This is a genomic window from Enterobacter sp. FUJ80071 (assembly GCF_038739915.1).
In the GTDB taxonomy this organism is placed as follows: Bacteria; Pseudomonadota; Gammaproteobacteria; order Enterobacterales; family Enterobacteriaceae; genus Enterobacter; species Enterobacter kobei.
In genome coordinates this window covers 3861736-3874507 of record NZ_JBBXKH010000001.1, presented here as the reverse complement: position 1 = coordinate 3874507, position 12772 = coordinate 3861736, and the positions used below count along the sequence as shown (strand labels likewise).

The window sequence follows — 12772 nt, the reverse complement described above, 5'->3', positions numbered from 1 at the left end:
CATGTCTGTAATTAAGATGACCGATCTGGATCTGGCTGGTAAACGCGTTTTCATCCGTGCTGATCTGAACGTACCGGTTAAAGAGGGTAAAGTGACCAGCGACGCGCGTATCCGTGCATCCCTGCCAACCATCGAACTGGCTCTGAAGCAGGGCGCGAAAGTGATGGTCACCTCCCACCTGGGTCGTCCTACCGAAGGCGAGTACAACGAAGAGTTCTCTCTGCTGCCAGTGGTTAATTACCTGAAAGACAAACTGTCCAACCCGGTTCGCCTGGTAAAAGATTACCTGGACGGCGTTGAAGTGGCTGCTGGTGAGCTGGTTGTTCTGGAAAACGTTCGCTTCAACAAAGGCGAAAAGAAAGACGACGAAACCCTGTCTAAGAAATACGCTGCACTGTGCGACGTCTTCGTGATGGATGCATTTGGTACGGCGCACCGTGCTCAGGCCTCTACCCACGGTATCGGTAAATTTGCAGACGTAGCATGTGCGGGTCCTCTGCTGGCTGACGAACTGGAAGCACTGGGCAAAGCGCTGAAAGAACCTGCTCGTCCAATGGTCGCTATCGTTGGTGGTTCTAAAGTGTCTACCAAACTGACCGTGCTGGATTCCCTGTCAAAAATCGCTGACCAGCTGATCGTTGGCGGTGGTATCGCGAACACCTTCGTTGCTGCTCAAGGCCACAACGTGGGTAAATCCCTGTATGAAGCGGACCTGGTTGACGAAGCGAAACGCCTGCTGGGCACCTGTGACATCCCGGTTCCAACTGACGTTCGCGTGGCGACCGAGTTCTCCGAAACCGCAACCGCGACCCTGAAATCTGTTAACGACATCAAAGATGAAGAGCAGATTCTGGACCTGGGCGACGTTTCTGCACAAAAACTGGCTGATATCCTGAAAAACGCAAAAACTATCCTGTGGAACGGTCCTGTTGGCGTGTTCGAATTCCCGAACTTCCGCAAAGGGACTGAAATCGTGGCTAACGCTATTGCAGACAGCGAAGCGTTCTCTATCGCAGGCGGTGGTGACACCCTGGCAGCTATCGATCTGTTCGGTATCGCTGACAAGATCTCCTACATCTCCACTGGTGGCGGTGCATTCCTCGAATTCGTGGAAGGCAAAGTTCTGCCAGCAGTAGCAATGCTCGAAGAGCGCGCTAAGAAGTAAGCCATTCAAGGGCAGGGAAACCTGCCCAATTTTCAGCGCGCTTATCAGAGCTCGCACCTTTTCTAACGGCCGAAGATACAGGACTAAGCAACATGTCTAAAATTTTTGATTTCGTAAAACCTGGCGTTATCACTGGTGATGACGTACAGAAAGTGTTCCAGGTAGCTAAAGAAAACAACTTCGCTCTGCCAGCAGTTAACTGCGTAGGTACCGACTCCATCAACGCCGTACTGGAAACCGCTGCCAAAGTTAAAGCACCGGTTATCGTTCAGTTCTCTAACGGTGGTGCTGCGTTCATCGCGGGCAAAGGCGTGAAAACTGACATTCCTCAGGGTGCTGCTATCCTGGGCGCTATCTCTGGTGCGCACCACGTACACCAGATGGCTGAGCACTACGGTGTTCCTGTTATCCTGCACACCGACCACTGCGCGAAGAAACTGCTGCCGTGGATCGACGGTCTGCTGGACGCGGGTGAAAAACACTTCGCAGCCACCGGTAAACCACTGTTCTCTTCTCACATGATCGACCTGTCTGAAGAGTCACTGCACGAAAACATCGAAATCTGCTCTAAGTACCTGGCGCGCATGGCCAAAATGGGCATGACTCTGGAAATCGAACTGGGTTGCACCGGTGGTGAAGAAGACGGCGTGGACAACAGCCACATGGACGCTTCTGCCCTGTACACCCAGCCAGAAGACGTTGATTACGCGTACACCGAGCTGAGCAAAATCAGCCCACGCTTCACCATTGCAGCGTCCTTCGGTAACGTACACGGCGTTTATAAACCAGGTAACGTGGTTCTGACTCCAACCATCCTGCGTGATTCTCAGGAATACGTTTCTAAGAAACACAACCTGCCTCACAACAGCCTGAACTTCGTCTTCCACGGCGGTTCCGGTTCTTCTGCTCAGGAAATCAAAGACTCCGTCAGCTACGGTGTGGTGAAAATGAACATCGATACCGACACCCAGTGGGCTACCTGGGACGGTATCCTGCAGTACTACAAAGCTAACGAAGCTTACCTGCAGGGTCAGCTGGGCAACCCGAAAGGCGAAGACCAGCCGAACAAGAAATACTACGATCCACGCGTATGGCTGCGCGCTGCACAGACTTCAATGATTACTCGTCTGGAGCAGGCATTCAAAGAACTGAACGCGGTTGACGTTCTGTAATTTGAGCTGCTGAAAGCGTTAAAAGGCCCGCAATAGCGGGCCTTTTTTTATGCTTTTTCAATATCCTGCAATACCTGTTTTTGTGATCTGCTTGGCAATACGCGTACTTTTTGTTTACCCTTTACTGACCTGCCTGTCTCGCTATGGGATGGTTTTTGTTGTTTATAAGAGCATAAGGAAAGATAAATGGAAGATCTCGGTGTTGTAGATAGCATCAATAACGCTGGCTCCTGGCTGGTGCGCAATCAGGCGCTGCTCATCAGCTACGCCGTGAATATTGCGGCGGCAATTGCCATTATTGTCGTGGGGATGATTGTTGCCCGTACCGTTTCCCGAGCCATCAATCGCGTCATGCTCACTCGCCACATTGACGCCACGGTTGCTGATTTCCTGTCAGCGCTGGTGCGCTATGGCATTATCGCGTTTACCCTCATTGCGGCATTAGGCCGTGTTGGTGTTCAGACCGCCTCCGTCATTGCCGTGCTGGGCGCCGCCGGTCTGGCCGTTGGTCTGGCACTTCAGGGCTCGCTCGCTAACCTGGCGGCTGGCGTTCTGCTGGTCACCTTCCGTCCGTTCCGCGCCGGTGAATATGTCGATCTGGGCGGCACGGCGGGTACCGTGCTGAATGTGCAGATTTTCTCCACCACGCTGCGTTCGATAGACGGTAAAATCGTGATCGTGCCGAACAAGAAGGTCATCGATGGGAACATCACCAACTTCTCCCGTGAGCCGGTACGTCGTAACGAGCTTATTATCAGCGTAGCGTACGATTCTGATATCGATCAGGTGAAGTCACTGATTAGCAACATCATTGCCTCCGACGATCGTATTCTGAAGGATAAAGAGCAGACTATACGCCTGAACGAACTGGGCGCGTCCTCTATCAACTTCGTGGTGCGTATCTGGAGCAAAAGCAGCGATCTGCAAAACGTATACTGGGACGTGCTGGAACGTATTAAGCGTGAGTTTGACGCCAACGGCATCAGCTTCCCGTATCCGCAGATGGACGTGAACGTCAAAAAAGTTAAAGAAGCAGAGTAACGTCACCCCCAGGCCCGGTAAGCGTCAGCGCCACCGGGCTTTGATTTTATAAGCCTTGCTAATCCCCAATTAATATTATCCATTTCCTCTAATGTGATTCGCGCAGTATAGTCTGCATCCAGAACATTACTGTGAGAATTTCGTCATGTTATCCTATTATTTTCAAGGGCTTGCTTTAGGTGCGGCCATGATCCTTCCCCTCGGTCCCCAGAATGCGTTCGTGATGAACCAGGGTATTCGCCGCCAGTATCATCTGATGATTGCCCTGCTGTGCGCGGTGAGCGATTTGCTGCTGATCTGCGCCGGGATTTTTGGCGGGAGTGTACTTCTGATGCAGTCGCCGTGGCTGCTGGCGCTGGTGACCTGGGGCGGCGTCGCCTTCCTGTTGTGGTACGGATTCGGTGCGTTGAAAACGGCGATGAGCAGTAACCTCGAACTGGCAAGCGCTGAAGTGATGAAGCAGGGGCGCTGGAAGATTATCGTCACCATGCTGGCGGTGACCTGGCTTAACCCGCATGTCTATCTGGATACCTTCGTGGTGCTGGGTAGCCTCGGCGGACAGCTGGACGTTGAGCCTAAACGCTGGTTTGCGCTGGGAACCGTCAGCGCGTCGTTCCTGTGGTTCTTCGGTCTTGCGATTCTGGCGGCGTGGCTGGCGCCACGACTGCGGACCGCCAAAGCCCAGCGCATCATTAATACGCTGGTCGGTCTGGTGATGTGGTTTATCGCTTTCCAGCTGGCGAAAGAGGGCGTTCATCATGTTCAGGGTTTGTTCAACTAAGCGTTGTCTTATGGACAACTGAGCCAGACCCGCTAAGCTTGCTGGCATGCGCCCTGTTTCTGGGGCACTCTTCGCAACATGGAGGAATGACAGTGAAGTTTAAAGTGATGGCCCTGGCGGCATTAGTGAGTTTAGGTGCGGTGTCGGCGCAGGCGAGTGAACTGCCGGATGGCCCGCACATTGTCACGTCAGGCACCGCAAGCGTGGACGCGGTACCGGATGTCGCAACCCTGGCAATTGAAGTCAACGTGGCTGCGAAAGATGCCGCCTCTGCCAAAAAACAGGCGGACGACCGCGTTGCGCAATATCTCTCCTTCCTGGAACAGAACGGTGTCGCCAAGAAAGACATCAGCTCTGCTAACCTGCGTACCCAACCGGATTACGACTACCAGAACGGCAAAAGCATCCTGAAAGGCTACCGTGCCGTGCGTACGGTTGAAGTGACCGTGCGTCAGCTGGACAAGCTGAATTCACTGCTGGATGGTGCGCTGAAGGCCGGTTTGAACGAAATCCGTTCCGTGTCGCTGGGCGTTGCGCAACCGGAGAAATACAAAGACGAAGCGCGTAAAGCGGCGATTGATGATGCCATTCATCAGGCTGAACAGCTGGCGTCCGGCTTCAAGAGCAAGCTTGGCCCGGTATACAGCGTGCGTTACCACGTCTCTAACTATCAGCCAAGCCCGATGGTACGGATGATGAAGGCTGACGCGGCACCGGTTTCTGCTCAGGAAACTTACGAGCAGCCAACCATTCAGTTCGACGATCAGGTGGATGTGGTGTTCCAGCTGGAGCCTGTTGCAGCACAGCCGAAACCGGCTCAGTAACCTGTAGGCCGGGTAAGGCGTAGCCGCCACCCGGCTTTTTCTTTTTAATCCTGTCTCAACACCTTATGCCCATACGCCAGCAGTGCATCGGTGACGTTGCGCATCATGCGGCTTTCCGGCGCAAAACGATGCCAGTAGAGCATCCGGCGCTGATACAGCCCCGGCGTTAAATCAATCAACTCACCGCTTTTCAACTCTTTCTCAATCTGCAGATGCGGGATCATACAGCAGGTAGTGCCCTGACGCGCAAGCTGCACAAAAGCTTCAGACGAGTTGACGATATGGCACGGCACGCTGCCCGGCGGCAGGTCAAAGTTCTGCTGCAGGAACGCCTGATGCATATCGTCCAGATGGTCAAACGCCACGGCAGGCGCCTTCAGCAGCGCGGCGCGGGTGACGCCGTTAGGGAAGTAGCGCTCCGCAAAGGCTTTTGAACCCACAAACAGGTAGTCCAGCGCCCCCAGTTGATCCACCAGGCAGCTTGGCAGCGCCTGAGGCTGAATACTGACCGCCCCAACAACTTCACCGCGACGCAGACGTTCCTGGGTACGGGTTTCATCTTCAACCTGTAGATTCAGGCGAATAGGGGAGTCGGCCAGGACCGGGGCAAGGGCGGGCAGTAACCAGGTTGCCAGACTGTCGGCGTTGACCGCCAGAGAGAGCAGCAGCGGCGTGGAGCCCGTTTGTTCGTCACCCAGCCACTCGTCTTCCAGCAGCTCAACCTGGCGCAGCAGGGCGAGGAGCTTTTGACCTTGCTCCGTTGGGCGAGGCGGCACGGTACGCACCAGCAGCGGCTGCCCGAACATGTTTTCAAGCTGTTTGATACGCTGTGATACGGCGGACTGGGTGATACACAGCTTTTGCGCTGCGCGCTCAAAACCGCGTTCACGAATAACTGCATCAAGTGCCTGTAGTGTTCTGTAGTCCGGACGTTTCATTGCTCTGGCTGGCTCCTAAATTTTGCTTAATCTGCACTATGACACAATTTTCCCTTTGTGGCAGACGAAATCCATTCGACGTGTTCTATAATGCGCCCTGAGTTTTCACACCACAGGCAAAACGATCATGACGCAGGATGAACTGAAAAAAGCAGTAGGATGGGCCGCTCTCCAGTACGTACAGCCAGGTACCATTGTCGGTGTTGGTACGGGTTCAACGGCGGCACACTTTATCGATGCGCTGGGCACGATGAAGGGGCAGATCGAGGGCGCGGTTTCGAGCTCTGATGCGTCCACGGAAAAGCTGAAAAGCCTCGGCATTACCGTTTTCGATCTCAACGAAGTGGATCGTCTTGGGATTTACGTCGATGGCGCAGACGAAATCAACGGCCACATGCAGATGATCAAAGGCGGTGGCGCAGCGCTGACCCGTGAAAAGATCATTGCTTCCGTTGCAGACAAATTTATCTGCATCGCTGACGCCTCCAAGCAGGTCGATATTCTGGGTAATTTCCCGCTGCCGGTCGAAGTGATCCCGATGGCGCGGAGTGCGGTTGCCCGTCAGTTGGTGAAGCTGGGTGGTCGTCCGGAATACCGTCAGGGTGTGGTCACTGATAACGGTAACGTGATCCTCGACGTGCACGGCCTGGAAATTCTCGACGCGATTGCCCTGGAAAATGCGATTAACGGTATTCCAGGCGTTGTCACCGTAGGGCTGTTCGCCAACCGTGGCGCGGATGTGGCGCTGATCGGCACCGCTGACGGTGTGAAAACCATCGTAAAATGATCTGACGGGGGGAGCGCTCCCCCCGCTAAAAAATTTTTGAAAAGCTAAATTCGGTGACTTGTGTCACGTTTTTCCACCTCTTTTGCCGATCCTGCCACGTTTGTAAATTTCCTTAGCATTTTGCTCTGCCATTTTGCCCTGTATGACTTTTCTTCAGAGTGCCGACGCAAACGTTCATATTGCTGCAATAGTTTTTTTTGATATGTTGGCTACAGCGGATTTCAATCCAGCACAACATCAGTTCAGATAAAAAACAGGGTCGGGGAAATGGCAAAGGTATCACTGGAGAAAGACAAGATTAAATTCCTGCTGGTCGAGGGCGTGCATCAGAAAGCGCTTGATAGCCTTCGTGCGGCGGGTTACACCAACATCGAATTTCACAAGGGCGCGCTCGATACCGAAGAGCTGAAAGCGTCCATCCGTGATGCCCATTTCATTGGCCTGCGATCCCGTACTCAACTGACGGAAGACGTTATTGCTGCGGCGGAGAAGCTGGTTGCGATTGGCTGTTTCTGCATCGGTACCAACCAGGTTGATCTGAATGCTGCCGCCAAACGCGGTATCCCGGTATTTAACGCCCCGTTCTCCAACACCCGTTCCGTGGCGGAGCTGGTGATTGGCGAATTACTGCTGCTGCTGCGCGGTATTCCGGAGGCTAACGCCAAAGCGCACCGCGGCGTGTGGAACAAACTGGCTGCGGGCTCATACGAAGCGCGCGGTAAAAAACTGGGTATCATCGGCTATGGCCACATCGGTACTCAGCTGGGGATTCTGGCGGAATCTCTGGGGATGCACGTCTACTTTTACGATATCGAAAGCAAGCTGCCGCTAGGGAATGCGACGCAGGTGCAGCATCTCTCTGACCTGCTGAACATGAGCGACGTGGTAAGCCTGCATGTGCCGGAAAATGCGTCCACCAAAAACATGATGGGTGCAGAAGAGCTGGCGCTGATGAAACCGGGCTCACTGCTGATCAACGCCGCGCGCGGTACGGTGGTCGACATCCCTGCGCTGTGCGATGCTCTGAAGCGTAAGCATCTGGCGGGGGCGGCCATTGACGTGTTCCCGACGGAGCCTGCCACCAACAGCGATCCGTTTAACTCTCCGCTCTGCGAATTCGACAACGTGATCCTGACGCCACACATCGGCGGGTCTACTCAGGAAGCGCAGGAGAATATCGGCCTTGAAGTGGCGGGTAAGCTGAGCAAATACTCCGACAACGGTTCCACGCTCTCTGCGGTGAACTTCCCGGAAGTGTCTCTGCCGCTGCACGGTGGTCGCCGTCTGCTGCACATCCACGAAAACCGTCCTGGCGTGCTGACGGCTATCAACCAAATCTTTGCCGAGCAGAGCGTCAACATTGCCGCCCAGTACCTGCAAACCAACTCGCAGATGGGTTACGTGGTGATTGATATCGAAGCGGATGAAGATGTTGCCGAGAAAGCGCTGCAGAGCATGAAAGCGATTCCGGGGACGATTCGCGCGCGTCTGCTTTACTGATGGTGTCGGGTGGCGAGGTAAATGCAAAACGGTAACTATCGTTACCGTTTTTTATGTTTTCACCCTCTCCCTGTGGGAGAGGGCTGGGGTGAGGGCATCAGGCTGCACGCCTGTTTCACCACTCCCACAACGTCGATGGCGTCACCACCGCCGGCAACGGCACATCCCATTTCTCCACGGGCAACGCCTCCACGCCCTGACAATCATGCGCATAACCCACCGGCTGCAACCCATACTGCTGCCAGTTTTGCAGCGTCCGGTCGTAAAAACCGCCGCCCATTCCTAAGCGCTGGCCCTGTTCATCAAACGCCACCAGCGGCGTAATCAGCACGTCCAGCTGTGACAGCGGGAGCACGTCGCGCACGTCGAGTTTGGGCTCGGTAATTTTCAGACGATTCACCACCAGCTCGCTGTGCGGATGGTAGTGCAGAAACAGAAGATTGCCTTTGCTAAAAGGATGCAGCACCGGTAGATAAACCTTCTTCCCGGCGCGCCAGAGCTGGTCGATAAGTGGTTGGGTATCGAGCTCGCCATCAAACGACAGGAACAGAGCGACCGTGTTAGCCATAACCACCGGGGGCCACGCCATCATGCGGGCGGCGGCCTGCTGGGCAAAATGCGACTGTTGTTCAGCCGTAAGTGCACGACGACGCTGGCGAATAAGTTGACGGATATCCTGGCGTGAGGCAGAAACTTCAGGGAATTGAATCATGGTAGTAGGTAGAAGAAGAAAGAGGGAATCTCCGAGATGCCGCCGCAGGCTGTAACCCTTGAACCCTTGGTTCAAGGTGAATGTGTCGTCATAGTTTTAAGGCTTCTCGGACGGACCGAGCATGCTCACCAACCATGGAGCGCCACATTCTTGTGGTATGAAATATCGGCTCAGGGGACTGGCCCGCTTGCGAACATCTCAGAGAAATTTTGTCTTCACAGTTACTCTACCATAGTCAACTGAGAAGTGTTATTCAAACTTTGGTCCCGGTCTTTCGGGATTGCGACCTTGATCAAGCAATGCCTGTTCTATGGTCTGCTGGAGCATTTTAATGCGCTGCTCCATGCTAGCCGCGTAGTCGCGGGTCTTCGCTTTTTCCTGAGTCAGTTCATAGCTGATGTTCAACGCGGCGATGAAAACCAGCTGCTCAGTATTTGTGACTCTAGTGCGTTCTTTTAGATCTTGCAACCGCTGATTCAAATCGTCCGCAGCCTGATTCAAAGCATCCCTTTGTTCAGGCGGACAATTCACTCGCAGTGAACGGCCAAAAATCTGGAGATCGACGGGTTGTGCAGACATGCCACCTTCCTGCTGATTGACTGCGCTGCCTTCGCTTACTGCCCCGGGGGCTGCGAAGGGGCGACACTATAGCTACCCTGATGTGAAGATACAAGCCCTTTTCTGGTATCACCAGGGTCCAAAGTGGTAGCATATCATGAATATCCTCCCTTTGATGACGAATGCGTATGTCTATACAGAACGAAATGCCTGGTTACAAGGATTTAAACCAGTTACTGAACCAGCAGGGTGTCGGACTTACCCCTGCCGAAATGCACGGTCTGATCAGCGGCATACTGTGCGGCGGAAACAGCGACAGCTCATGGCAGCCGCTGATCCACGACCTCACGAACGAAGGGCTGGCGTTTGGCCACGAGCTGGCAGAATCGCTGCGTAAAATGCATGCGGCAACCAGTGATTCGCTGGAGGACGATGGCTTCCTTTTTCAGCTTTATCTGCCTGAAGGTGATGACGTCAGCGTCTTCGATCGTGCCGATGCGCTCGCGGGTTGGGTAAACCACTATCTGCTTGGCCTGGGCGTAACCCAGCCTAAGCTTGATAAAGTGACCGGCGAAGCGGGTGAAGCGATCGACGATCTGCGTAACATCGCCCAGCTCGGCTACGATGAAGAGGAAGACCAGGAAGAGCTGGAAATGTCCCTCGAAGAGATTATTGAGTACGTGCGCGTGGCGGCTCTGCTGTGCCACGACAACTTTACGCGCTCACAGCCGACCGCGCCGGAAGTTCGTAAGCCAACCTTACATTAAGAAAAATAACGCACAGGAGGGTGTCATGGTTATCTCGCAACAAGAGTATTTGCGCCGTCGTCAGGCGCTGCTGGCAAAAATGCAGCCCGGCAGTGCGGCGCTGATTTTTGCCGCGCCGGAAGTGACGCGCAGTGCCGACAGCGAATACCCCTATCGCCAGAATAGCGATTTCTGGTACTTCACCGGCTTTAACGAGCCGGAAGCGGTCCTGGTGCTGATTAAGAGTAATGACACCCACAACCACAGCGTGATTTTTAACCGCGTACGCGATTTAACCGCTGAAATCTGGTTTGGCCGCCGCTTAGGGCAAGAGGCCGCACCGGAGAAGCTGGGCGTCGACCGCGCGCTGGCGTTTAGCGAAATCAATCAGCAGCTCTATCAGTTGCTCAATGGCCTCGACGTGCTTTATCACGCGCAGGGCGAATATGCGTACGCCGATGAGATTGTTTTCACCGCTCTGGATAAGCTGCGCAAAGGCTCGCGTCAGAATCTGTCCGCGCCGGCCACGCTGACGGACTGGCGTCCGGTGGTGCATGAGATGCGCCTGTTCAAATCTGAAGAAGAGCTGAACGTGATGCGCCGCGCTGGCGAAATCAGCGCCCTGGCACACACCCGCGCCATGGAAAAATGCCGTCCTGGTCTGTTCGAATACCAGCTGGAAGGCGAAATTCATCACGAATTTAACCGTCACGGCGCGCGCTTCCCGTCATACAACACCATTGTCGGCGGCGGGGAGAACGGCTGCATTCTGCATTACACCGAAAACGAAAGTGCGCTGCGCGATGGCGATCTGGTGCTGATTGACGCCGGTTGCGAATATCAGGGCTACGCGGGTGACATCACCCGTACTTTCCCGGTGAACGGTAAGTTCTCGCCCGCGCAGCGAGCAATTTATGACATCGTTCTCGAATCACTCGAAACGTCGCTCACGCTGTATCGCCCGGGCACGTCCATTCAGGAGGTGACCGGCGAAGTTGTGCGCATCATGATTACCGGACTGGTGAAGCTTGGCATCCTGAAAGGCGACGTGGACACCCTGATCGCCGAAAATGCGCATCGTCCGTACTTTATGCACGGCCTGAGCCACTGGCTGGGGCTGGATGTGCATGATGTGGGGGCGTACGGTACCGACCGTTCACGCGTGCTGGAACCGGGCATGGTGCTGACCGTCGAGCCGGGGCTGTATATCGCGCCGGATGCCGATGTGCCCGAAGCGTACCGCGGAATTGGCATTCGTATTGAAGATGACATCGTCATTACCGAAACCGGTAACGAAAACCTGACCGCGAGCGTGGTGAAACACGCAGACGATATTGAGGCGCTGATGGCAGCGGCACGCGTATGAGCGTGATTATCGTTGGCGGCGGCATGACCGGTGCCACCCTGGCACTGGCGATCTCGCATTTGACGAAGGGGCAGCTTCCGGTGCATCTCGTTGAGGCGGTTGCACCACAAACGAAGAATCACCCCGGCTTTGATTCTCGCGCCATTGCCCTGGCGCAGGGAACCTGCCAACAGCTTTCCCGAATTGGCATCTGGCAGGCGATTGCCGACTGCGCCACCGCCATTCATACCGTGCATGTGAGCGATCGCGGTCATGCCGGGTTTGTGACGCTGGATGCCCATGATTATCGTATTGACGCCCTGGGTCAGGTCGTTGAACTCCATGATGTTGGCCTGCGCCTGTTTCGTCTGTTGCAGGACGCGCCAGGCGTGACCCTGCATTGTCCGTCACGCGTTGCGAGCTTTACCCGCAGTGAAGAAACGGTCAGCGTGACGCTGGATAATGGCACCGTTCTCGACGGCCAGCTTCTTGTGGCGGCGGACGGGTCGCGCTCGGCGCTCGCAACCCAGTGCGGCGTTGAGTGGCAGCAGCAGCCTTACGGGCAGGTTGCGGTCATTGCGAACGTCTCTACTGCCGCAGAACACAACGGCCGGGCGTTTGAGCGCTTCACGCAGCACGGTCCGCTGGCGATGCTGCCGATGTCGGATGGTCGCTGCTCGTTGGTCTGGTGCCATCCGCAGGAAAAGGCGGAAGACGTTAAGGCCTGGTCCGACGAACGTTTTTGCAGTGAACTGCAGAAAGCGTTTGGCTGGCGGCTGGGTCGCATTACCCATGCGGGAAAACGTGCGGTATACCCGCTGTCGTTAACTACCGCATCACAGTCTGTTTCGCACCGCGTGGCGCTGGTCGGCAACGCCGCGCAAACGCTTCACCCCATAGCGGGTCAGGGTTTTAATCTGGGTCTGCGGGATGTGATGAGCCTGGCCGAAGCGCTTTCGCAAGCGTGGAGCGAACAGAAAGATTGCGGCACATACCCGGTACTCAGCCATTACCAGAAGCGACGTCAGGCCGATAAAGAGGCGACAATCGGCGTTACCGATGGTTTAGTCCATCTCTTTGCCAATCGCTGGGCGCCGCTGGTTGCCGGTCGCAACCTCGGGCTGATGGCGATGGAACTGTTCATTCCGGCACGCGACGTGCTGGCGCAGCGGACCCTGGGTTGGGTCGCGCGTTAAGGAGTTA

13 protein-coding genes and 1 other RNA gene are annotated in these 12772 nt (G+C 55.1%); 10 read left to right on the top strand and 4 right to left on the bottom strand.

All coding sequences use genetic code 11. The features are described 5' to 3' along the window. The first annotated feature begins 1 nt into the window (after position 1). The 5 genes from pgk (at position 2) to AAER43_RS18765 (ending at position 4983) form a co-directional block, all read left to right on the top strand. Positions 2 to 1165: a phosphoglycerate kinase gene (gene pgk / locus AAER43_RS18785; protein ID WP_014885156.1), complete on the top strand. Its 1164-nt coding sequence runs from the start codon at positions 2 to 4 to the stop codon at positions 1163 to 1165. 92 nt (positions 1166 to 1257) lie between these two features. Further along, on the top strand, positions 1258 to 2337 hold the full coding sequence (gene fbaA / locus AAER43_RS18780; protein WP_014885155.1) for a class II fructose-bisphosphate aldolase: 1080 nt from the start codon (positions 1258 to 1260) through the stop codon (positions 2335 to 2337). 186 nt (positions 2338 to 2523) lie between these two features. Beyond that, the gene (gene mscS, locus AAER43_RS18775; RefSeq protein ID WP_023331254.1) at positions 2524 to 3378 is read left to right on the top strand and encodes a small-conductance mechanosensitive channel MscS; all 855 of its coding nucleotides are present in this window, start codon (positions 2524 to 2526) and stop codon (positions 3376 to 3378) included. Positions 3379 to 3523: 145 nt separating this feature from the next. Next, entirely contained in the window at positions 3524 to 4159 is a 636-nt protein-coding gene (argO, locus tag AAER43_RS18770) for an arginine exporter ArgO (RefSeq protein ID WP_050862334.1), read from the top strand. Between the two features lie 92 nt (positions 4160 to 4251). Then, positions 4252 to 4983, top strand: a complete 732-nt coding sequence (locus AAER43_RS18765) for an oxidative stress defense protein (RefSeq protein ID WP_014885152.1) — start codon at positions 4252 to 4254, stop codon at positions 4981 to 4983. Between the two features lie 44 nt (positions 4984 to 5027). Here AAER43_RS18765 and argP read toward each other — a convergent pair whose 3' ends face one another. Continuing rightward, the gene (argP, locus tag AAER43_RS18760; RefSeq protein WP_008499727.1) at positions 5028 to 5921 is read right to left on the bottom strand and encodes a DNA-binding transcriptional regulator ArgP; all 894 of its coding nucleotides are present in this window, start codon (positions 5919 to 5921) and stop codon (positions 5028 to 5030) included. Between the two features lie 127 nt (positions 5922 to 6048). Between argP and rpiA the strand changes: the two genes are divergently transcribed. Together rpiA and serA are read left to right on the top strand one after the other, a co-directional pair. Then, the gene (gene rpiA / locus AAER43_RS18755; protein ID WP_003860091.1) at positions 6049 to 6708 is read left to right on the top strand and encodes a ribose-5-phosphate isomerase RpiA; all 660 of its coding nucleotides are present in this window, start codon (positions 6049 to 6051) and stop codon (positions 6706 to 6708) included. Positions 6709 to 6975: 267 nt separating this feature from the next. Continuing rightward, complete coding sequence (serA, locus tag AAER43_RS18750; RefSeq protein ID WP_014885150.1) at positions 6976 to 8208, top strand: phosphoglycerate dehydrogenase; 1233 nt, start codon at positions 6976 to 6978, stop codon at positions 8206 to 8208. 115 nt (positions 8209 to 8323) lie between these two features. On the opposite strand, the gene AAER43_RS18745 is transcribed toward serA, so the two are convergent. From AAER43_RS18745 to zapA, 3 genes are all read right to left on the bottom strand, one after another. After that, positions 8324 to 8920, bottom strand: coding sequence for a 5-formyltetrahydrofolate cyclo-ligase (locus AAER43_RS18745; RefSeq protein WP_050862333.1), 597 nt, complete (start codon positions 8918 to 8920; stop codon positions 8324 to 8326). Positions 8921 to 8944: 24 nt separating this feature from the next. Then, positions 8945 to 9128, bottom strand: a non-coding RNA gene (ssrS, locus tag AAER43_RS18740) — 6S RNA. Between the two features lie 41 nt (positions 9129 to 9169). Then, positions 9170 to 9499, bottom strand: a complete 330-nt coding sequence (zapA, locus tag AAER43_RS18735; protein ID WP_006811891.1) for a cell division protein ZapA — start codon at positions 9497 to 9499, stop codon at positions 9170 to 9172. 167 nt (positions 9500 to 9666) lie between these two features. Between zapA and AAER43_RS18730 the strand changes: the two genes are divergently transcribed. Genes AAER43_RS18730 through ubiH form a run of 3 tightly spaced genes read left to right on the top strand, consistent with a single transcriptional unit; the run spans position 9667 to position 12765 of the window. Then, the gene (locus tag AAER43_RS18730) at positions 9667 to 10245 is read left to right on the top strand and encodes a YecA family protein (RefSeq protein ID WP_014885148.1); all 579 of its coding nucleotides are present in this window, start codon (positions 9667 to 9669) and stop codon (positions 10243 to 10245) included. Between the two features lie 31 nt (positions 10246 to 10276). Then, the gene (gene pepP, locus AAER43_RS18725) at positions 10277 to 11590 is read left to right on the top strand and encodes a Xaa-Pro aminopeptidase (protein ID WP_100246826.1); all 1314 of its coding nucleotides are present in this window, start codon (positions 10277 to 10279) and stop codon (positions 11588 to 11590) included. Beyond that, positions 11587 to 12765 carry a 2-octaprenyl-6-methoxyphenyl hydroxylase gene (ubiH, locus tag AAER43_RS18720; RefSeq protein ID WP_050862331.1) on the top strand — a complete coding sequence of 393 codons (1179 nt, stop codon included), beginning with the start codon at positions 11587 to 11589 and terminating at the stop codon, positions 12763 to 12765. The genes pepP and ubiH overlap by 4 nt, the downstream gene beginning before the upstream one ends. Positions 12766 to 12772 lie beyond the last annotated feature (7 nt).